Genomic DNA, 21,583 nt, shown 5'->3' with positions numbered 1-21,583 from the left:
TAAATCAATATGGTAGATACAGTTATTCCTAATAGATAGGGATAACAAAAAAGCCCGATTTTTCAGGCTTTCTGTCTCGTTGAATTCTGATAAAACAGATGATATAAGGCGGTAGACGGATTTGAACCGACGATCAAGCTTTTGCAGAGCCGTGCCTTACCACTTGGCTATACCGCCTCAACGTTTATTATTATACCTTGAAAATCATTTCCCGTCAATAGTTTCTTATTCTAAAATCCAATTTAGGAAAACAGATGGTGATTGAAGAAGTGAGAAAAAGCTTGTAAAAATCCCGTTCTAAAGAAGATCAGACTAGAAAGTATTTCTTGCAGAAACAAACAAAGAATGTAGAAATTTTGACAAATGGAAGTTTTTTGAGGAAATGCGCCAAAATATTCTGAAAATTCGTTTACTTTTTAAAAAATATATGTTATAATTTCCAATAAGCCTAAATTTTTCAAGAGGAGTTAAAAACATGAAAAAAAGTAGAGTATTTGTTGCAGCAGGTGTTGCTTTATTAGCAGCAGGAGTACTAGCTGCTTGTGGTTCTTCAAAATCATCTGATTCAACAGCGCCAAAAAATTATGGCTATGTTTATACAGCTGACCCAGAAACGTTGGATTACCTCATTTCAGGGAAACAAAGTACTAAGGTTGCCACTTCAAATGGTATCGACGGTCTTTTCACAAACGACAAGTATGGGAATTTAGTTCCTGCAGTTGCAGAAGACTGGTCAGTTTCAAAAGATGGTTTGACTTATACCTACAAGATTCGTAAAGGTGTCAAATGGATGACATCTGATGGCGAAGAGTATGCTGAAGTAACAGCAAAGGACTTTGTAAATGGTTTGAAACACGCAGCTGACAATAAATCAGCAGCTAAGTATCTAGCAGAAGATTCAGTTAAAGGTCTAGCTGACTATATAGCTGGAAACAATAAAGATTTTGCTTCAGTCGGTGTAAAAGCAGTTGATGATTACACCCTTGAATACACTTTGAACAAACCAGAACCATACTGGAACTCTAAGCTGGCCTACTCAATCTTCTGGCCATTGAACGAAGAATTTGAAAAATCAAAAGGATCTGATTTTGGTAAAGCGACTGACCCTACATCATTGCTTTACAATGGACCATTCTTGCTGAGAGGTTTGACTGCTAAGTCATCTATCGAATTTGTGAAGAATGAAAACTATTGGGACAAAGACAATGTTCATCTTGATAAAGTAACACTTGCTTACTATGATGGTTCAGATCAAGAATCAATTGAACGTAACTTTACAAGTGGGGCTTATAGCTATGCCCGTCTCTTCCCAACAAGTTCAAACTACTCTAAGGTAGAAGAAACATACAAAGACAATATTTACTACACTCCATCAGGTCCAGGTATTGGTGGTTTGGGTGTAAATATTGACCGTCAAGGTTACAAATACACTTCTAAGACAACTGATGAAGAGAAGACTTCTACTAAGAAAGCCCTTCTTAACAAGGACTTCCGTCAGGCTTTGAACTTTGCCTTTGACCGTACTTCTTACTCAGCACAAATTAATGGTAAAGAAGGTGCTCCTCTTGCAGTTCGTAACCTCTTTGTGAAACCAGACTTTGTCTCTGCAGGCGAAAAAACTTTCGGTGACTTGGTAACTGAAAAGATGGCGGCTTACGGTGATGAATGGAAGAATGTAAACTTTGCGGATGGTCAAGATGGACTTTTCAACGCCGATAAAGCCAAAGCCGAATTTGCCAAAGCTAAAACAGCATTGGAAGCAGAAGGTGTGAAATTCCCTATCCACTTGGATATCCCAGTAGACCAAACATCTAAAAACTATATCGCACGTATTCAATCCTTCAAACAATCCGTTGAGACTGTACTTGGAGAAGAAAACGTAGTCATCGATATCCAACAAATCACTACAGATGAACTACAGAATATTACATACTACGCAGCTAGCGCAGCGGCAGAAGATTGGGATCTCTCAGGTGCTGTTGGATGGAACCCTGACTATGAAGATCCATCAACTTACCTTGATATCTTGAAAACAACGAATGCTGAACAAACAAAAACCTATATGGGTTACGAAGGTGCAGATAATGCTGCAGCGGCTCAAGTTGGTTTGAAAGAATACGATAAGTTAGTTGATGAAGCAGGAAAAGAAACAAGTGACTTGAATGTTCGTTATGAAAAATATGCGGCTGCCCAAGCTTGGTTGACAGATAGCTCACTCTTCTTGCCAGCTATGTCATCAAGTGGTGCTGCACCAATCATTTCTCGTGTTGTGCCTTTCTCTGCATCATACAGTCAATCTGGAGATAAGGGCTCAGACGTATACTTTAAGTATATTCAGTTACAAGACAAGGTTGTAACAAAAGCTGATTATGAACAAGCTCGTGAAAAATGGCTCAAAGAGAAAAAAGAATCAAACGAAAAAGTTCAAAAAGAATTGGCTAATCACGTTAAATAAATAACTCTCAAGAGAACTTTCTCTCCATGAGGAGAAGGTTCTTTTGGGATTTTAAAAGGAAACGATATGAAGAAATATATTTTTATGCGTGTATTGCGTTCATTGTTGTCTATTTTCTTGGTGACAACCTTGACATACACAATTATTTATACGATGGTTCCTCGAAAATTGATTTTCAAGCAGGATACCAACTATAACAAGATTGCAACGACGCCGGACAAGCGGGATAATTATGAAAATACCGTTTATGAACGGATGGGCTATATCGAGTACTACGATACCAAAGAGTTGCAAGAAAGAGCGAGCACGATGGACTCATCTGTAACAGTGGATGCCAATGATACCAATAGGGCAATCTACGAAAAATACATCAACCAACTAGGAAATGGTTGGACGTTAGGTGTATTCTCAGAAAGTGGTCAATTCTATGCTACGCGTGAAATTCCGATTTTTGAACGTGTTTTCAAATTCTATGCGAACTTGATTGATATTGATCATCCAAACAAAATTCAAGACCCTGAAAATCCAAACTTGCAACGTTATCTTCGTTTTGAAAATGACCCTGCTATCGGTTGGTCATTGGTTGGTTCAGGTACAAAACACAAATACCTTTTGTATTTCAACAATCAATTCCCATTTGTACACCAAAACTTTGTGAACATTAACTTGGGAGATTCTTACCCAACTTATGCAAACACACCAGTGCTTCAAGTTATCACACAAGGTCAGGGACAAACTAAGACATCAGAAGTTCAATTCCCTACAGGTAAAAAGACTTCATCTGTAGATATTTACTCTCGTACTTACAAATCTCCAAGTCAAGCAGATGCGCGTGAAGTAGCCAACTATGGTAAAGACGATCCATATACAGCTACAGAAAGCAATTATCAATATCCTTCAATGATCGCAAGCTCAGCGGTTGCTGGTTTGATTGGTTTGATTATTTCGTATGCGATTGCGATTCCACTTGGATCTGCTATGGCTCGCCACAAGAATACTTGGATTGATAGCTTCTCGACAGGTGCTCTAACCTTCTTGCTTGCCCTTCCAACGATTGCCTTGGTTTACATCGTCCGCTTGATTGGATCATCTATTGGTCTTCCAGATTCATTCCCTATTTTGGGAGCTGGAGATTGGCGTTCTTATGTCTTGCCAGCAGTCATTCTAGGTTTGTTGGGTGCGCCAAGTACAGCTATCTGGATTCGTCGTTACATGATCGACTTGCAATCTCAGGACTTTGTACGTTTTGCGCGTGCCAAAGGTTTGTCTGAAAAAGAAATTTCAAATAAACACATCTTTAAAAACGCCATGGTTCCTTTGGTTTCAGGTATTCCTGGTGCCGTAATCGGGGTTATCGGTGGTGCAACATTGACAGAAACAGTCTTTGCTTTCCCAGGTATGGGTAAAATGTTGATTGACTCTGTTAAGGCATCAAATAACTCAATGGTAGTTGGTCTTGTCTTCATCTTCACATGTATTTCTATCTTCTCACTCTTTGTAGGAGATATCTGGATGACCATGCTTGACCCACGTATTAAATTGACAGAGAAAGGAGGCAAATAATGTCAACAATCGATAAAGAAAAATTTCAGTTCGTAAAACGTGACGATTTTGCCTCTGAAACAATTGACGCCCCTGCCTATTCATACTGGGGTTCTGTATTTAGACAATTTCTAAAGAAAAAATCAACAGTCATTATGTTGGGGATTTTGGTTGCCATTATCTTGATGAGTTTTATTTACCCAATGTTCTCAGATTTTGATTTCAACGATGTAAGTAAGGTCAATGACTTCTCTGCTCGTTTTATCAAGCCCAATGCTGAACATTGGTTTGGTACAGATAGCAATGGTAAATCCTTGTTTGATGGGGTTTGGTTTGGTGCGCGTAATTCAATTCTTATCTCTGTAATTGCCACTTTTATCAACCTTGTGATCGGGGTTATTGTTGGTGGAATTTGGGGAATTTCAAAATCTGTAGACCGTGTCATGATGGAAGTTTATAACATTATTTCAAACATTCCATCTCTCTTGATTGTCATTGTCTTGACTTACTCAATCGGTGCTGGTTTCTGGAATCTGATTTTTGCCATGAGTGTGACAACTTGGATTGGGATTGCTTATATGATTCGTATCCAAATCATGCGTTACCGTGACTTGGAATACAATCTTGCTTCCCAAACACTTGGAACACCAACCTTTAAAATCATCGTTAAAAATATCATGCCACAATTGGTATCCGTTATTGTTTCTACGATGACCTTGATGTTGCCAAGCTTCATCTCTTATGAAGCCTTCCTCTCCTTCTTTGGATTGGGATTGCCTGTAACAGTGCCAAGTCTGGGACGCTTGATCTCAGATTACTCACAAAACGTTACGACCAACGCTTACTTATTCTGGATTCCGTTGACAACCTTGATCTTGGTGTCCCTATCTCTCTTCGTTGTTGGTCAAAACCTAGCGGATGCTAGTGATCCACGTACACATAGATAGGAGTAGACATGACAAAAGAAAATAATGTAATTTTGACTGCTCGTGATATTGTCGTGGAATTTGACGTTCGTGACAAAGTTCTGACAGCTATCCGAGGAGTGTCTCTGGACCTGATTGAAGGAGAAGTTCTGGCCTTGGTAGGTGAGTCCGGTTCTGGTAAATCTGTTTTAACAAAAACCTTTACAGGGATGTTAGAAGACAATGGACGTATTGCCCAAGGAAGCATCGACTATCGTGGACAAGACTTGACCGCTCTTACTTCTAACAAGGAATGGGAGAAGATTCGTGGTGCTAAAATTGCGACCATCTTCCAAGATCCTATGACAAGTTTGGACCCAATCAATACAATCGGTAGCCAAATCACTGAAGTTATCGTTAAACACCAAGGAAAAACAGCTAAGGAAGCCAAAGAGATGGCAATCGACTATATGAATAAGGTCGGAATCCCAGATGCTGAAAAACGTTTTGAAGAGTATCCTTTCCAATATTCTGGAGGGATGCGCCAACGTATCGTTATTGCGATTGCCCTTGCCTGTCGTCCAGATATCTTGATCTGTGACGAGCCAACAACGGCCCTTGATGTAACCATTCAAGCGCAAATCATTGATTTGCTTAAAACCTTGCAAAATGAGTACCACTTTACCATTATTTTTATCACCCATGACCTTGGTGTGGTAGCAAGTATTGCCGATAAGGTAGCGGTTATGTATGCTGGTGAAATTGTAGAATATGGAACTGTTGAGGAAGTTTTCTACGACCCACGTCATCCATATACTTGGAGTCTCTTGTCTAGCTTGCCTCAGCTTGCTGATGATAAAGGGGAATTGTACTCTATCCCAGGAACACCACCGTCTCTTTATACTGAGTTGAAAGGTGATGCCTTTGCCCTTCGTTCAGATTATGCGATGCAAATTGACTTTGAACAGAAAGCACCTCAGTTTTCAGTCACGGATACCCACTGGGCTAAGACTTGGTTGCTTCATGAGAATGCTCCTAAAGTTGAAAAACCTGGGGTCATTGCAGATTTGCATGACAAGATTCGTGATAAAATGGGCTTTGCTCATCTAGAAGACTAGGAGGAAGGAAATGTCTGAAAAATTAGTAGAAATTAAAGATTTAGAAATTTCCTTCGGTGAAGGAAGTAAGAAGTTTGTCGCGGTTAAAAACGCCAACTTCTTTATCAACAAGGGAGAAACCTTCTCTCTTGTAGGTGAGTCTGGTAGTGGGAAAACAACCATTGGTCGTGCTATTATTGGTCTAAATAATACTAGTAAAGGTGAAATCATCTTTGATGGTCATAAAATTAATGGGAAAAAATCTCATAAGGAATCATCAGATTTGATCCGTCGCATCCAGATGATTTTCCAGGACCCTGCAGCCAGCTTGAATGAGCGTGCAACAGTTGACTATATCATCTCTGAAGGTCTTTACAACTACCACTTGTTCAAAGACGAAGAAGATCGAAAAGAAAAAGTTCAAAAGATGATTCATGAAGTTGGGCTTTTGAAAGAACACTTGACCCGTTACCCACACGAGTTTTCTGGTGGTCAACGCCAGCGTATCGGGATTGCCCGTGCTCTTGTGATGGAACCTGATTTCGTTATTGCGGATGAGCCAATTTCAGCCTTGGACGTATCAGTGCGTGCGCAAGTCTTAAACTTGCTCAAGAAGTTCCAAAAAGAGTTGGGCTTGACTTATCTCTTTATCGCCCATGACTTGTCAGTTGTTCGCTTTATCTCAGATCGTATCGCGGTTATCTATAAGGGAGTTATCGTCGAAGTTGCGGAGACAGAGGAGTTGTTTAACAATCCTGTCCACCCATATACTCAGGCGCTTCTATCTGCTGTGCCGATTCCAGACCCAATCTTGGAACGCAAGAAAGTCTTGAAAGTTTACGATCCTGACCAACATGACTATGAGACAGACAAGCCATCTATGGTAGAGATTCGTCCAGGTCACTATGTTTGGGCTAACCAAGCAGAAGTTGCTCGATACAAAGAAGCTCTTAAAAAATAAACAGACTAGGAGAGGACCGAAAGGTCTTCTCATTTTTTATAGAAAAATTTCCCCTTCTACTAGCTTGTAAAAGGGGAATTGTATTATCATTAGCGTTTAGACCAGGTACGTCTCATAAAGAGTAGCAAAATTGGGTAAATCTCTAAGCGACCTGCAATCATTGCAAAGGAGAGGAGGATTTTAGAGATGGGGCTAAAGATGGCAAAACTCGAGGTCGTACCTAGAATAGGTCCGATATTGTTAAAACAGCTGAAGACAGCACTGGTCACGACTAGAAAATCATTGCTATCAAGACTGACGATAAAGATGAGAGAGAGAATAATCATCATATAGATAGCAAAATATTTAAGAATCTTGTGCTGGGTATCCTTATCAATCACAGTTTTATTGACGTGTAGAGTCAAAACACGGTGAGGGGATAAGATGGACAAAATCTGATTTTTTGCGATTTTAGAGAGGATAAGTCCTCTGATCACCTTAAGACCACCTGCAGTTGAGCCAGCTGATCCACCGATTCCCATGAGGAAGAGGAGGATAAATTGGGAGAAGAGGGGCCAGTTGGTAATATCTCCGTAACCAAAACCTGTTGTCGTGATGATATTGGAAACCTGGAAGAAGGCCATTTCAACACTCTTAGAGACACCTTGATAGAGGTGGAGTGTATTAAGCGTAATCAAGCCTGTAGAAACTAGGACAATGATGATATATGCTCGTAGTTCTTCATCTCCCAAGAAAGCCTTAACCCGACGGAGCATGAGGTAGTAGTAGAGATTGAAGTTAACCCCAAAAACCAGAACTCCGATACTAACTAGGTAGGTGATGAGTGAGCTACCGTAGTGGGCAATTCCGTCGTTATAGACGGTAAAGCCCCCAGTTCCTGCCGTTCCCATAGCGATGACAAAACTATCATAGAGAGGCATGCCTGCTAGATAGTAGATAACCACAAAAAGGGAGAAGAGAGCCAGATAAAGCAGATAGAGAATCTGGGCAGTGTTTTTTAGCTTGGATACGACCTTGCCAAAGACGGGTCCAGGGACCTCAGCCTTCATCACCTCCAAGTGACTATTTTTGGCATTGTCCATAATGGCAAGTGCAAAGACGAGTACCCCCATCCCTCCGATCAAGTGGGTGAAACTTCTCCAGAAGAGGAGGGAACGGGTGAGAACGGAAACATCTGTTAGGATAGTAGCACCAGTCGTTGTAAAACCAGAACTGATTTCAAAGAAGGCATCGATGACGCTTGGGATTTGTCCTGAAAAGACAAAGGGGAGGCCACCAAAGAAAGACCAGAGAATCCAACAGAGGGCAACAATTAAGACCCCTTCCTTGGCATAAATACGTTGATTTTTCGGTTTCCGTAAAACGCCTAGACCACCGAGAAGGACTAAAATTCCAATCGTAGAAAAGAGAGCGATAAATACTTGACTGGATTCTTGGTAATAGATCGCTACACTAACAGGTACTAGGAGAAGAACAGCCTCAATCAAGAGAAGTTTTGAGAGGAGGTAACGAATCATACTTTTATTCATTTTTTACCTCTCAATCAAATCATAAATTTTGGTGATATTTGGCAATAAGGTCGTCACGAGTAACTTGTCTCCCACCTCAAGCATATCCTCTCCAGTAGGGAAAATTGTTTTTCCTTTTCGGATAATGGCTGCGATGAGAACCCCTTTTTTTAATTTCAACTGTGATAGAGGTTTGGCAGTCATTTTATTAGCTTCCTTGATTTGGAATTGGAGAGTTTCAATTTGACCGTTTGCTAGATGGTGCATGGCTTGAAGATCTGAATACTGAGCGTTTACTCGACCACGGATAAAGTGCATAATGGTATCCACTGCGATGCTTTTTGGTGTGATGATACTTGAAAAATCAGGTGCGTGGATAATCTCTAGAAGGCTTGTTCGGTTGACCTTGGTGATATTCTTATGGACGCCAACACGGTCAAGAAACATAGAAGTGATGATATTTTCCTCATCAACTCCAGTCAAGGTTGCGACTGCATCATAGTGGGGAGCACTTTCTTCCAGCAAAATGTCTTTTGCAGTTCCATCTCCTTGGACAATATAGAGATTGGGGAACTTTTCACTGAAGAAACGAGCTCTTTCAGGATTGATCTCGATGACCTTGGTATCAATGCGACTGTCTTTTAAAATGCCTAGTAGATAATAAGCGATCTTTCCAGCCCCGACGATAAGCAAGCTTTTCACTGCACGAGATTTAAAATAGTTATGGAAAAGCATCATATCTACACGATTTCCCGTAACAAAAATCCTATCCTTGTCTTGGATAATAACATCACCGCTTGGGATCATAAGTTGATGATCCCTCTCCATAGCACAGACAATGACATTACCAAACTTTTTACGGAAGTCTGAGATTGGCATTTGACAAAGACCGCTAGAATCCTTGATAACAAACTCCATGAGACTGACCCGACCTCCAGCAAATCGTTCGACAGAGAGGGCATTAGGGAAATCAATGATATTTGAGATTGCACGCGCTGCTAGGAGTTCTGGATTAACAATAAGTGAAAATCCAAGAATATTTTTCTCTTTAAAATAGGCATTAGAGTATTCAGGATTTCGCACCCGAACGATGGTTTCTTTAGCACCCATTTTTTTAGCAAGTACCGCTGAAATCATATTCACTTCATCGTGTTCGGTTAGGGCGATAAAGATATCGCACTCTTGAACACTGGCTTGCTCCAAGATGGCAAAGTCAGCACCATTTCCAAGGAGACCTATGATATCATAGCGACTGACAATGTGATTGAGGACAGCCTCATCTTGTTCGATGAGGACAACGTCATGGTTTTCTGCAACCAGTGAACGACAGAGGGCGAAACCAACTTTCCCTCCGCCAACAAGGACAATTTTCATATAAAAAACCTACTTTTTCATGATGTAACTATCATACCCTTTTTTAGCAAAAAATGCACTTGCTAAGGCGATTTTTAGGGCAAGAAAGGCCTTTTTCAAGTTTTTGAAGATACATTTGTTTAACTTCTATAACGATGGCTCCGATTTGAAGTGATTTGGCTCTTTTACCATACCTTTTCAGAAAGGGAATGACCAAACATGAAAATATCATCAAAAAAAAGTAAAAAAATCAAGTCGTTTCTATTGACAATGATTCTGAAAGTGTTATACTAAGGAAGTAGTTTCGCTGATTTACTTCAAACCTGTTGTGAGGTAAGTTAACGACGCCTTAACCACGCTGTTTGCTGAGCTTGACTCCGGGCAGTGTGGCTATTTTTTTGCAATGATAAAAGGAAGCCAGTCATGACAAATCACATTGTATTATTTGAACCTCAGATTCCACAAAATACAGGTAACATTGCGCGTACTTGCGCTGCGACCAATTCTCCCCTCCACATCATCAAGCCTATGGGCTTTCCTATCGATGATCGCAAGATGAAGCGGGCTGGTTTGGACTACTGGGATAAGTTAGAGATTTATTTTTATGACAGTTTGGAAGATTTCATGTCTCAGATGAAAGGGCAAGTCTACCTGATTTCGAAATTTGCAGAAAAGGTCTATTCTGAGGCAAATTTGGCAAGCGGTGAAGATCAGTATTTTCTCTTCGGACGTGAGGATAAGGGTTTGCCAGAGGACTTTATGCGTGAACATCCAGAGAAGGCTCTCCGTATTCCTATGAATGATGAACATGTCCGTAGCCTCAATGTGTCTAATACGGTCTGCATGATTGTCTATGAGGCTCTTCGTCAACAAAATTTTGCTGGTTTAGAGCTCGTTCACACCTATGAAGCGGATAAATTGAAATAAACAAAATGCTTGCACTTGCAAGCGTTTTTTGTTATGATTAAAGGGTCTTCAGGGCAGGGTGAGATTCCCGACCGGCGGTAATTTTGACTAGCTAATTTAGCTTTCTCGTCGTTGTCTTGTCTCGATATACTTTAAGTATTATCTTCGACTGCGACGCTTAGATAAATCTAAAATATCTTAGCCAAATAAGTCCGCGAGCGCAAGCTGATGTGGTGCGATTCCACAACCGACAGTATAGTCTGGATGGGAGAAGACGAAAGAATGGCTTTGTCTGTTCTGATGAGTTTATAGATGAATTGCAACCGCTTGCTCAAAAGAGTGAGAGGGAACTTTTGGGATATAAAAAGTGAGAATAGATAGAGGGATCCTTTCCAACTTCTTCTGATTTTATAGAAAATTGGAGGAACCTGTTATGACAAACACACGTCGAATTTCGACCATTGCGATTTTATCAGCCATTTCATTTGTGCTGATGTACTTTGACTTTCCGCTCTTGCCAGCGGCAACCTTCCTCAAGATCGAGTTTAGTATCTTGCCAGTCCTTGTGGGCTTGGTGGTGATGGATTTGCCAGCAGCTCTAGGAATTCTCTTGATGCGCTCACTCTTGAAGTTGCTTCTGAATAGCCAAGGAGTGAACACCTACATTGGCTTGCCAATGAATGTCGTAGCTCTGGGAGTTTTTGTTATCGCTTTTGGTTTGATTTGGAAAAAGGAGCGTAGCACCCTTCGTTTCCTACTAGCATCTCTAGCGGGAACTATTGGGTTGACTTCTGCCATGTTGGTTCTCAACTATGTCTATGCGGTTCCTTTGTACGCGCAGTTTGCCAACTTTGATATTAGAGAAATTATAGGACTTTCTAACTACTTGATGACTATGGTATTACCTTTTAACTTGATTGAGGGTGTAATCTTTGCCGTTTCATTCTGGTTGTTATACGTCCTCTTGAAACCAACCTTAAAACATTATGAGAGATAAACAAACATTTTTAATGAAGGGCAGTTTTGCCCTTTTACTTTTCGTCCTTCTTGGCTATATGGTTAAGTTCTATCCTGAAACGCTGGTCGTTTTTGATCAACCGATTCAGACTGCTCTTCGTGGGGACTTGCCAGATTATTTGACAGTTCTATTCCGTGCGCTTACGCATTTGATTGATATCCCAGTAATCATCACCTGGGTTGCCATCGCAGCCTTTATCTTTTATCGTAAGCAGTGGAAGATAGAAAGCTACTTCATGGCGGGTAATCTAGCCTTAGCCGGTCTCTTAATCGTGACCTTTAAAAATATCTACCAGCGCCCACGGCCAGCTATTTTACACTTGGTAGAGGAGAAGGGATTTTCTTTTCCAAGTGGCCATTCTCTGGCTGTAACTTTGATGGTAGGGACCTTGATTGTCATTCTCAGTCAACGGATTAAAGATCCGGTTTGGAGAAAAATTGTGCAAATCGTCCTTGGCTTCTACCTAGTCAGTGTGCTTCTATCTCGGGTCTATCTGGGAGTTCATTACCCATCAGATGTTCTTGCCAGTCTCTGTGTGGGCTTGGGAGTCTTGTTTATCGAATTTCCTTTCTATGACAAGCTTCGCTTCCAATGGCGATTTAAAGGCAAGCAGAAGTGAGATAGGTCTTGCAAGAATGGTAAAAATCTGATAAACTAAGTAGTAATTGAATAGAAATCTGCAAGACTAGTAACTCAAGGGAAGTATATCAGGGAGGAGAGCCGTGACTGCAAGTTCTCTATATGAAAGCTGGGTGAATTCACTTGTGCAAGGATTTAGAAATGAAGGTCTGACTTGTCAGATGAAAACGGATGGTACCGCGTGTCAACGCTCCGAGTGGAGTTTTTGGCATGTGGTTTTCTTTTTATCTACAAGAGACTGATGGAGGAATTATGTCAACTATTGAAGAACAATTAAAAGCGCTTCGTGAAGAAACGCTGGCTAGCTTGAAGCAGATTACTGCTGAAAATGAAAAAGAGATGCAAGATTTGCGTGTCTCTGTCCTTGGTAAAAAAGGGTCGCTTACGGAAATCCTCAAAGGAATGAAAGATGTCTCTGCTGAGATGCGTCCAATCATCGGGAAACATGTTAATGAAGCTCGTGATGTCTTGACGGCAGCCTTTGAAGAAACAGCGAAGTTCTTGGAAGAAAAGAAAGTCGCAGCTCAACTAGCTAGCGAGAGTATCGATGTGACGCTTCCAGGTCGCCCAGTTGCGACTGGTCACCGTCATGTCCTTACACAAACCAGTGAAGAAATCGAAGATATCTTCATCGGGATGGGTTACCAAGTCGTGGATGGTTTTGAAGTGGAGCAAGACTACTACAACTTCGAGCGTATGAACCTTCCAAAAGATCACCCAGCTCGCGATATGCAGGATACTTTCTACATCACAGAAGAAATCTTGCTTCGTACTCACACGTCTCCAGTTCAGGCGCGTGCTATGGATGCTCATGATTTTTCAAAAGGTCCTTTGAAGATGATCTCACCGGGGCGCGTATTTCGTCGTGATACAGACGATGCGACCCACAGTCACCAGTTCCACCAAATCGAAGGCTTGGTTGTTGGGAAAAACATCTCTATGGCAGATCTTCAAGGAACCCTTCAGTTGATTGTCCAAAAAATGTTCGGTGAAGAGCGTCAGATCCGTCTGCGTCCATCTTATTTCCCATTCACAGAGCCATCTGTTGAGGTGGATGTTTCTTGCTTCAAGTGTGGTGGAGAAGGCTGTAACGTATGTAAGAAAACAGGTTGGATCGAAATTATGGGTGCAGGTATGGTTCACCCACGTGTCCTTGAAATGAGTGGTATCGATGCGACTGTATACTCTGGCTTTGCCTTTGGTCTTGGACAAGAGCGTGTCGCTATGCTCCGTTACGGAATCAACGATATTCGCGGATTCTATCAAGGAGATGTCCGCTTCTCAGAACAGTTTAAATAAGATTGAAACCTGAAACACAGTCCTAGTCATTTTCTCTTGATGAGAATGGTGAGGACTGACTCGAAGAAAAAGAAAGGAATTGAAAAGGTCTTGCTCGGTGAGATCTTACAATCAGAATTATGCTTGTATCTTATAAATGGTTAAAAGAATTGGTGGACATTGATGTGCCATCACAAGAGTTGGCTGAGAAAATGTCAACTACAGGGATCGAGGTCGAAGGTGTCGAATCACTGGCTGCTGGTCTCTCAAAAATTGTCGTCGGTGAGGTTTTGTCTTGCGAAGATGTGCCAGAAACACACTTGCATGTCTGTCAGGTTAACGTTGGCGAAGAAGAAGCCCGTCAGATTGTTTGTGGTGCCCCAAATGTACGTGCTGGGATTAAGGTCATGGTGGCTCTTCCAGGAGCTCGTATTGCTGACAATTACAAGATTAAAAAAGGGAAAATCCGTGGCTTGGAGTCACTTGGAATGATCTGTTCACTTGGTGAATTGGGGATTTCTGACTCGGTTGTACCGAAGGAATTCGCAGATGGTATTCAAATCTTGCCTCAAGATGCAGTTCCAGGTGAGGAAGTCTTCCCATATCTAGACTTGGATGATGAAATCATCGAACTTTCAATCACACCCAACCGTGCAGACGCTCTTTCTATGCGTGGGGTAGCTCACGAAGTGGCAGCCATCTATGACAAGGCAGTAAACTTTAAAGAATTCAGTTTAACAGAAACAAATGAAGCTGCAGCAGATGCCCTTTCTGTAGGCATTGAGACAGACAAGGCGCCTTACTATGCCGCTCGTATCTTGGACAATGTGACCATCGCACCAAGTCCACAATGGTTGCAAAATCTCCTCATGAACGAAGGCATCCGTCCAATCAATAACGTAGTAGACGTAACCAACTACATCCTGCTCTACTTTGGTCAACCGATGCATGCCTTTGACTTGGATACCTTTGAAGGGACTGACATCCGTGTGCGTGAAGCGCGTGCTGGTGAAAAATTTGTGACCTTGGATGGTGAAGAGCGTGACTTGGAAACAAATGACTTAGTCATCACTGTCGCAGACAAGCCAGTAGCCCTTGCAGGTGTTATGGGTGGTCAAGCAACAGAAATCTCTGAAAATTCTAGTCGTGTTGTCCTTGAAGCGGCTGTTTTCAATGGTAAATCCATCCGCAAGACTAGCGGACGCCTCAACCTTCGTTCGGAATCATCTTCTCGCTTTGAAAAAGGGATTAACGTGGCAACTGTTAACGAAGCCCTTGATGCGGCGGCTAGCATGATTGCAGAACTTGCAGGTGCTACGGTGCGTAAGGGCATCGTTTCAGCAGGCCAGCTTGATACTTCTGATGTGGAAGTTTCTTCAACCCTTGCAGACGTTAACCGCGTCCTTGGTACGGAGCTTTCATATGCTGATGTGGAAGATGTCTTCCGTCGTCTTGGCTTTGGCCTTTCTGGCAATGCAGAAAGCTTTACAGTCAGCGTACCCCGTCGTCGTTGGGATATCACTATCGAAGCTGACCTCTTTGAAGAAATCGCCCGTATCTATGGATATGACCGTTTGCCAACCAGTCTTCCAAAAGACGATGGTACAGCAGGTGAATTGACTGCGACACAAAAATTGCGTCGCCAAGTTCGTACCATCGCTGAAGGAGCAGGTTTGACAGAGATCATTACCTACGCTCTGACAACGCCTGAAAAAGCAGTTGAGTTCACAGCTCAACCAAGTAACCTTACAGAACTCATGTGGCCAATGACTGTGGACCGTTCTGTCCTTCGCCAAAATATGGTCTCAGGTATTTTGGATACGGTGGCCTACAACGTGGCTCGTAAGAACAAAAACTTGGCTCTTTACGAGATTGGAAAAGTTTTTGAACAAACAGGCAATCCAAAAGAAGAATTACCAAACGAAATCAACAGTTTTGCCTTTGCCTTGACAGGCTTGGTTGCAGAAAAAGACTTCCAAACAGCAGCAGTTCCAGTTGATTTCTTCTATGCTAAGGGAATCTTAGAAGCGCTCTTTACTCGCTTGGGACTAGAAGTGACTTATACAGCAACAGCTGAGATTGCTAGCCTTCACCCAGGACGTACAGCCGTGATTTCACTCGGTGACCAAGTTCTTGGTTTCCTTGGTCAAGTGCATCCAGTTACTGCCAAGGCTTACGATATCCCAGAAACTTATGTAGCGGAGCTCAACCTTTCAGCCATTGAAGCTGCCCTTCAACCAGCTGCTCCATTTGTGGAAATAACAAAATTCCCAGCAGTCAGCCGTGACGTGGCTCTACTCCTCAAGGCAGAAGTCACTCATCAAGAAGTTGTAGACGCTATCCAAGCTGCAGGCGTGAAACGTTTGACAGATATCAAACTCTTTGACGTCTTCTCAGGCGAAAAATTGGGAGTTGGCATGAAGTCAATGGCTTATAGCTTGACCTTCCAAAATCCAGAAGATAGCTTGACAGACGAAGAAGTAGCACGTTACATGGAAAAAATCCAAACTTCTCTCGAAGAAAAAGTTCATGCAGAAGTGCGTTAAGTTTTCAATCCATCCTTCGGGGTGGGTTTTTAGTTTCAAAAGGACAGTTCAGAAGAGAAAAGCGATAGTTGAGGAGGAAGCCATCTCAGAAAGTCTTTAATGAGTTATACTAAAGCTATCACTGAGGTACTTAAAATTTATTAGAGATAAGATACTTTTGCTACTTATTATCCGATAAAATGGACATAAATCGTTGTAAAGGCTATCAAAAAGGAGTATAATAAGTGCAACATATTTCGGAGGTGGAAGATGCTAGAAGTAAGAAATCTAGAGAAAAGTTTCGGTTCCAAGCAAGTCTTGTTTGGTGTCGATTTTCAGGCAAGTCCAGGACGAATTCTAGGGCTGGTCGGAAAAAATGGTGCTGGGAAAACAACGATTTTCCACAGTATGTTGAAATTTTTGGAGTACCAAGGAGAGATCAGTCTGGATGGGCAGGATATTCGTCAGGAAACCTACGCTCGGATAGGTTATTTGCCTGAAGAACGCAGTCTCATGCCCAAGTTGACAGTCCTTGAACAAGTTCGCTACTTGGCGACTCTAAAAGGTATGGATGCTAAGGAGGTCAAGGAGAAACTCCCTCAATGGATGGAAAAATTGGAAGTGAAGGGCAAATTGACCGACAAAATCAAGAGCCTCTCCAAAGGGAATCAGCAGAAAATTCAGCTGATTATTACCCTAATCCATGAGCCTGACTTGATCATCTTGGATGAGCCTTTTAGTGGTTTGGATCCAGTCAATACTGAGTTGCTCAAGCAGATCATCTTAAAAGAGAAAGAGCGCGGTGCAATCATTATCTTTTCTGACCATGTTATGACCAACGTTGAGGAACTTTGCGATGATATTCTCATGATTCGAGATGGGCGTGTGGTCTTGCATGGACCTGTTCAGGATGTTCGCAATCAATACGGGAAAACACGTCTCTTTGTTTCAAGTGAACGAAGCAAGGAAGAACTGGAAAACCTTCCTCATGTCAAACAGGTGAGCTTGACCAAGCAAGGAAGTTGGAAATTGATCCTAGATGATGAGAGCGCTGGAAGAGAACTCTTCCCAATCCTCACTCAAGGTCAATACATCGCGACCTTTGACCAACAAGCTCCAACAATCGATGAAATCTTTAAACTAGAATCAGGGGTGGAAGTATGAGAAATATGTGGGTTGTAATGAAGGAAACCTATCTTCGACATGTCAAGTCGTGGAGTTTCTTCTTTATGGTGATTTCGCCGTTCCTCTTTTTAGCCTTATCTGTAGGAATCGGCTTTCTCCAAGGGTCTTCTATGGCCAAGAATAGCAAGATAGCAGTAGTAACAACTGTACCATCTGTGGAAGAAGGGCTCAAGGGTACCAATGGTATCAACTTTGATTATAAGGATGAAGCCAGTGCCCAAGCTGCTATCAAGGATGAAAAAATCAAGGGTTATCTAACGATTGATCAAGAGGACAGTGTCCTCAAGGCCGTCTATCATGGTGAAACTTCTCTTGAAACAGGCATCAAGCTAGCAGTAACCAATAAGCTCAACGAACTGCAATACCAACTCAATCGCTCGGCGGCTAATTTGTCCCAAGAGCAGGAAAAACGGCTGGCTCAAACTGTTGACTTTACTGAGAAGATTGACGAATCTAAGGAAAACAAAAAGATGGTCCAAACCATTGCGGCTGCGGGGCTTGGTTTCTTCCTTTATATGATTTTGATTACCTATGCTAGTGTCACTGCTCAGGAAGTAGCTAGCGAGAAAGGAACCAAAATCATGGAGGTGGTCTTCTCTAGTATCCGAGCAAGTCATTATTTCTACGCTCGCATGCTGGCTCTACTTCTTGTGATTTTGACTCATATTGGCATTTACGTCGTGGGTGGTTTGGCTGCCATTCTGCTCTTTAAGGACCTACCAATCTTGGCACAATCTGGAATTTTAAATCATCTAGGAGAGGCTTTCTCGCTCAATACCTTATTGTTTGTCTTGGTTAGTCTCTTTATGTACGTTGTTTTAGCAGCCTTCCTTGGTTCCATGGTTTCTCGTCCTGAAGATGCCGGTAAGGCCTTGTCGCCATTGATGATCTTGATTATAGCAGGCTTTGTCGGTGTGACTTCTCTAGGCGCTGCAGGAGACAATTTGGTTTTGAAAATTGGTTCCTATATTCCTTTCATCTCGACCTTCTTTATGCCGTTTAGAGCTATAAATGGGTATGCCAGTGGTCTAGAAGCTTGGATTTCGCTTGCCATAACGGTTGTTTTTGCAGTGACTGCAACAGCTTTTATCGGACGCATGTATGCCAGCCTAGTCCTTCAGACAGATGACTTAGGTCTATGGAAAAGCTTCAAACGTGCCTTAGCTTACAAATAGCAATAGAAACCTCGTTTTCACGAGGTTTTTGTGATATTTTAAAGGTCAAATCAGGAAAATTATTTTTCATATCTATTGACTTTTAGTAGTAAAATTTGGTATGATAGTAGACGGTATTGTTTACCCCATTTGTAAGGCCCCGGAACCTTTCAAATACCCCGCGGACCGGAACATCCGCCCTGTAAACAAAAACGATATTCATATAGGAGAAATCATGAACAAAACTACATTCATGGCTAAACCAGGCCAAGTAGAACGCAAATGGTACGTTGTTGACGCAACTGATGTACCTCTTGGACGCCTTTCAGCAGTTGTTGCTAGCGTACTTCGCGGAAAAAACAAACCAACATTCACACCACACACTGATACAGGTGACTTCGTAATCGTTATCAATGCTGAAAAAGTTAAATTGACTGGTAAAAAAGCAACTGATAAGATTTACTACACTCACTCAAACCACCCAGGTGGATTGAAACAAATCTCTGCTGGTGAACTTCGTTCTAAAAACGCAGTTCGTTTGATCGAAAAATCAGTTAAAGGTATGCTTCCACACAATACTCTTGGCCGCGCTCAAGGTATGAAATTGAAAGTATTCGTTGGAGCTGAGCACACTCACGCCGCACAACAACCAGAAGTTCTTGATATTTCAGGACTTATCTAAGGAAAGGAACAATAAAGTATGTCACAAGCACAATATGCAGGTACTGGACGTCGTAAAAACGCTGTTGCACGCGTTCGCCTTGTTCCAGGAACTGGTAAAATCACTGTTAACAAAAAAGATGTTGAAGAGTACATCCCACACGCTGACCTTCGTCTTGTTATCAACCAACCATTCGCAGTTACTTCAACTGTAGGTTCATACGACGTTTTCGTTAACGTTGTAGGTGGTGGATACGCTGGTCAATCAGGAGCTATCCGTCACGGTATCGCTCGTGCCCTTCTTCAAGTAGACCCAGACTTCCGCGATTCATTGAAACGCGCAGGACTTCTTACACGTGACTCACGTAAAGTTGAACGTAAGAAACCAGGTCTTAAGAAAGCTCGTAAAGCATCACAATTTAGTAAACGTTAATTCGAAAGAATTACTATACTTACAAAGAGCACCTTTCGGGGTGTTCTTTTTTATATTTTCATACTAAATTGGTGTAATCTGACAAAGTCAGTTGCCTCAGAACGTTAATCAATAAGATACTATCAACGTTTCAAAGCACTCAAGAGTTTACCTCATGGGGTGTTTTTTGATGATTTTTAGCAAAATTCACACTATTGTTTCTTTGCATTCAACTCAAATCCTTCTGGTCAAATTATTAACAAATCTTCAAGAAGAGTGATTGGTGAAATAGGCTGTTTGAGGCTTTTATGCTATACTAGTTTTAATGACAATCTTCTATTTCTAAAGCAACAATAGATCCGTAATTTGTTTTTAATTAAGGAGTTTTGGATTGTAAGAGGGAGATGATATATCTGAAGGAGCATCATTATGAAAAAACGTGCCTTGATTTTACTGGTGTTGTCCATTGTAGTATTTGGAGGCGGAGCATGGCTAGCACAAGAAACAAATTTATTTCTGAGCCCACGAGCTAAGCAGTTAGCTTATCTGAAGGAGCATGAAGAAGAAATTGTAAAATTTGTAAAGTCTAAAAATTCAAAGATTGAATCTGTTCAGATTGCTTGGGATGAAACTAAATGGGAAAAAGTTGGGAATGGGACCCCTCAAGGAGGCGGAGAAATTGTAAATGTATATGGTGGTTTTAATCATATTGAGTCCTCCTCTTGGAATGTTACTTTTGATATTGAGAATGACAAAATTATTCCTAATTCAATGGCTTTAGCCAATTATTTACGAATGGGAGGAAGGATTTTTGACTAACAGTAATTTAAAAAACTTTGATAATTTTTACTCAAATTTATCATCACTCATTCCCTATTGACTTACAATACTTGCCAAAAGTTTTTTTACATTCATGATATAATATACTTAGATTTCGCTATATAGGAGGAAAAAGATGAAAAAACGTACCTTGCTTTGGCTAGTTTTAGCCCTTGTAGTATTTGGAGGAGGCGCATGGATGGCACAGGAAACAAATCTATTTGGAGGAGTATTTCTTAGTCCGCGAGCCAAGCAGTTGGCATATCTGAAGGAGCATGAAGAGGATATGGCTGATTTTGTGAAAGCTTTAAGCCCTAAAGTGGAAAGTGTTCAATTTAATTGGGATAGTATGGAGGTTGGCCAAGTAGGGAATGGAACTCCTCAAGGTGGTGGCTATATGTTGACACTTAGAGGAAAGGTAAATAATAATGATAAAACGAAATTTATGGTTGGATTTTCTTTAGACAATGATGCTAATGGCATACCAAAGGAATTTGGAATTTATGAAATGCAACCTATAAGAATTTATAGGGATGGGGGATGGTATTATTATGACTAACAGTAACTTAAAAACCTTTGATAATTTTTACTCAAATATATAGGAGAAAAAGAATGAAAAAACGTACCTTGGTTTGGCTAGTTTTAGCTCTTGTAATATTCGGAGGCGGAGCATGGGTGGCACAGAAAACAAATCTATTTGGAGAAGTATTTCTTAGTCCGAGAGCAAAGCAGTTGGCATATCTGAAGGAGCATGAAGAAGAAATTGTAAAATTTGTAAAGTCTAAAAATTTAAAGATTGAATCTGTTCAGATGGATTGGAATAGTTTAACTGTTGAACAGATAGGGAATGGAACTCCACAAGGTGGAGGTTATAATCTATCAGTGAAGGGTTCTTTTAATCATATAAAGGATTCTGACTTTACAATAGATTTTCGATTAAAAAATAAAAATGATGTGCCTTCAATAGATAGGATTGGTATGTATAGTCAGCCTAGAGTGTTAAAAAATGGAGGTTGGGACAAGTATGACGAATAGTAATTTAAAAACCTTTGATAATTTTTACTCAAATTTAACACCATTCATTCCCAATTGACTTACAATACTTGCTAAAAGTATTTTTTTTTTACATTCATGATATAATATACTTAGATTCCACTATATAGGAG

Annotated in this window: 19 protein-coding genes, 1 tRNA gene and 1 riboswitch; of the genes, 17 read left to right on the top strand and 3 right to left on the bottom strand. The window is 41.2% G+C overall.

What is annotated here, in order from left to right:
- Positions 1–106: 106 nt before the first annotated feature.
- Positions 107–177, bottom strand: a tRNA-Cys gene (locus AXF18_RS02030).
- Positions 178–475: 298 nt separating this feature from the next.
- On the opposite strand from AXF18_RS02030, the gene AXF18_RS02025 reads away from it, so the two are divergent.
- The 5 genes from AXF18_RS02025 (at position 476) to AXF18_RS02005 (ending at position 6,960) form a co-directional block, all read left to right on the top strand.
- The gene (locus tag AXF18_RS02025; protein WP_000749711.1) at positions 476–2,455 is read left to right on the top strand and encodes a peptide ABC transporter substrate-binding protein; all 1,980 of its coding nucleotides are present in this window, start codon (positions 476–478) and stop codon (positions 2,453–2,455) included.
- Between the two features lie 66 nt (positions 2,456–2,521).
- Positions 2,522–4,018 (top strand): ABC transporter permease, encoded by a 1,497-nt coding sequence (locus AXF18_RS02020; RefSeq protein ID WP_065371414.1) that lies wholly within the window; start codon positions 2,522–2,524, stop codon positions 4,016–4,018.
- Positions 4,018–4,944: an oligopeptide ABC transporter permease OppC gene (gene oppC, locus AXF18_RS02015; protein WP_007522372.1), complete on the top strand. Its 927-nt coding sequence runs from the start codon at positions 4,018–4,020 to the stop codon at positions 4,942–4,944. The genes AXF18_RS02020 and oppC overlap by 1 nt, the downstream gene beginning before the upstream one ends.
- A gap of 8 nt (positions 4,945–4,952) precedes the next feature.
- Entirely contained in the window at positions 4,953–6,020 is a 1,068-nt protein-coding gene (locus AXF18_RS02010; protein WP_049479470.1) for an ABC transporter ATP-binding protein, read from the top strand.
- Between the two features lie 10 nt (positions 6,021–6,030).
- The gene (locus tag AXF18_RS02005; protein ID WP_001291311.1) at positions 6,031–6,960 is read left to right on the top strand and encodes an ATP-binding cassette domain-containing protein; all 930 of its coding nucleotides are present in this window, start codon (positions 6,031–6,033) and stop codon (positions 6,958–6,960) included.
- An 89-nt stretch (positions 6,961–7,049) separates the two neighbouring features.
- On the opposite strand, the gene AXF18_RS02000 is transcribed toward AXF18_RS02005, so the two are convergent.
- Positions 7,050–8,489, bottom strand: a complete 1,440-nt coding sequence (locus AXF18_RS02000) for a TrkH family potassium uptake protein (RefSeq protein ID WP_049501592.1) — start codon at positions 8,487–8,489, stop codon at positions 7,050–7,052.
- Positions 8,490–8,492: 3 nt separating this feature from the next.
- Positions 8,493–9,842, bottom strand: coding sequence for a Trk system potassium transporter TrkA (trkA, locus tag AXF18_RS01995; RefSeq protein ID WP_049501591.1), 1,350 nt, complete (start codon positions 9,840–9,842; stop codon positions 8,493–8,495).
- A 402-nt stretch (positions 9,843–10,244) separates the two neighbouring features.
- Here trkA and AXF18_RS01990 point away from each other — a divergent pair, with 402 nt between their 5' ends.
- The 12 genes from AXF18_RS01990 (at position 10,245) to AXF18_RS01935 (ending at position 21,452) form a co-directional block, all read left to right on the top strand.
- Positions 10,245–10,748, top strand: a complete 504-nt coding sequence (locus AXF18_RS01990) for a tRNA (cytidine(34)-2'-O)-methyltransferase (RefSeq protein ID WP_000181370.1) — start codon at positions 10,245–10,247, stop codon at positions 10,746–10,748.
- 40 nt (positions 10,749–10,788) lie between these two features.
- A riboswitch (FMN riboswitch) is annotated at positions 10,789–11,007 on the top strand.
- Positions 11,008–11,160: 153 nt separating this feature from the next.
- Entirely contained in the window at positions 11,161–11,724 is a 564-nt protein-coding gene (locus AXF18_RS01985) for an ECF transporter S component (protein ID WP_049550075.1), read from the top strand.
- On the top strand, positions 11,714–12,364 hold the full coding sequence (locus AXF18_RS01980; RefSeq protein ID WP_065371413.1) for a phosphatase PAP2 family protein: 651 nt from the start codon (positions 11,714–11,716) through the stop codon (positions 12,362–12,364). Before AXF18_RS01985 ends, AXF18_RS01980 begins: the two co-directional genes overlap by 11 nt.
- Before the next feature lie 272 nt (positions 12,365–12,636).
- Positions 12,637–13,683 carry a phenylalanine--tRNA ligase subunit alpha gene (gene pheS, locus AXF18_RS01975; RefSeq protein ID WP_065371932.1) on the top strand — a complete coding sequence of 349 codons (1,047 nt, stop codon included), beginning with the start codon at positions 12,637–12,639 and terminating at the stop codon, positions 13,681–13,683.
- A gap of 119 nt (positions 13,684–13,802) precedes the next feature.
- Entirely contained in the window at positions 13,803–16,208 is a 2,406-nt protein-coding gene (gene pheT / locus AXF18_RS01970; RefSeq protein ID WP_065371412.1) for a phenylalanine--tRNA ligase subunit beta, read from the top strand.
- A 249-nt stretch (positions 16,209–16,457) separates the two neighbouring features.
- Positions 16,458–17,351, top strand: coding sequence for an ABC transporter ATP-binding protein (locus AXF18_RS01965; protein ID WP_065371411.1), 894 nt, complete (start codon positions 16,458–16,460; stop codon positions 17,349–17,351).
- The gene (locus AXF18_RS01960; protein ID WP_065371410.1) at positions 17,348–18,547 is read left to right on the top strand and encodes an ABC transporter permease; all 1,200 of its coding nucleotides are present in this window, start codon (positions 17,348–17,350) and stop codon (positions 18,545–18,547) included. The genes AXF18_RS01965 and AXF18_RS01960 overlap by 4 nt, the downstream gene beginning before the upstream one ends.
- Positions 18,548–18,761: 214 nt before the next feature.
- The gene (rplM, locus tag AXF18_RS01955) at positions 18,762–19,208 is read left to right on the top strand and encodes a 50S ribosomal protein L13 (RefSeq protein WP_001044624.1); all 447 of its coding nucleotides are present in this window, start codon (positions 18,762–18,764) and stop codon (positions 19,206–19,208) included.
- Positions 19,209–19,226: 18 nt separating this feature from the next.
- Positions 19,227–19,619 carry a 30S ribosomal protein S9 gene (gene rpsI / locus AXF18_RS01950; RefSeq protein WP_000075973.1) on the top strand — a complete coding sequence of 131 codons (393 nt, stop codon included), beginning with the start codon at positions 19,227–19,229 and terminating at the stop codon, positions 19,617–19,619.
- A gap of 408 nt (positions 19,620–20,027) precedes the next feature.
- Positions 20,028–20,417, top strand: coding sequence for a hypothetical protein (locus tag AXF18_RS01945; RefSeq protein WP_000745392.1), 390 nt, complete (start codon positions 20,028–20,030; stop codon positions 20,415–20,417).
- 136 nt (positions 20,418–20,553) lie between these two features.
- Complete coding sequence (locus tag AXF18_RS01940) at positions 20,554–20,976, top strand: hypothetical protein (protein WP_065371409.1); 423 nt, start codon at positions 20,554–20,556, stop codon at positions 20,974–20,976.
- Positions 20,977–21,029: 53 nt separating this feature from the next.
- On the top strand, positions 21,030–21,452 hold the full coding sequence (locus AXF18_RS01935; RefSeq protein WP_065371408.1) for a hypothetical protein: 423 nt from the start codon (positions 21,030–21,032) through the stop codon (positions 21,450–21,452).
- The last annotated feature ends 131 nt before the right edge of the window (positions 21,453–21,583 follow it).

Origin of the sequence: Streptococcus sp. oral taxon 064, from assembly GCF_001683375.1 — a bacterium.
GTDB classification, from domain to species: Bacteria; Bacillota; Bacilli; order Lactobacillales; family Streptococcaceae; genus Streptococcus; species Streptococcus oralis_S.
This window is presented reverse-complemented; position numbering and strand designations above follow the sequence as displayed.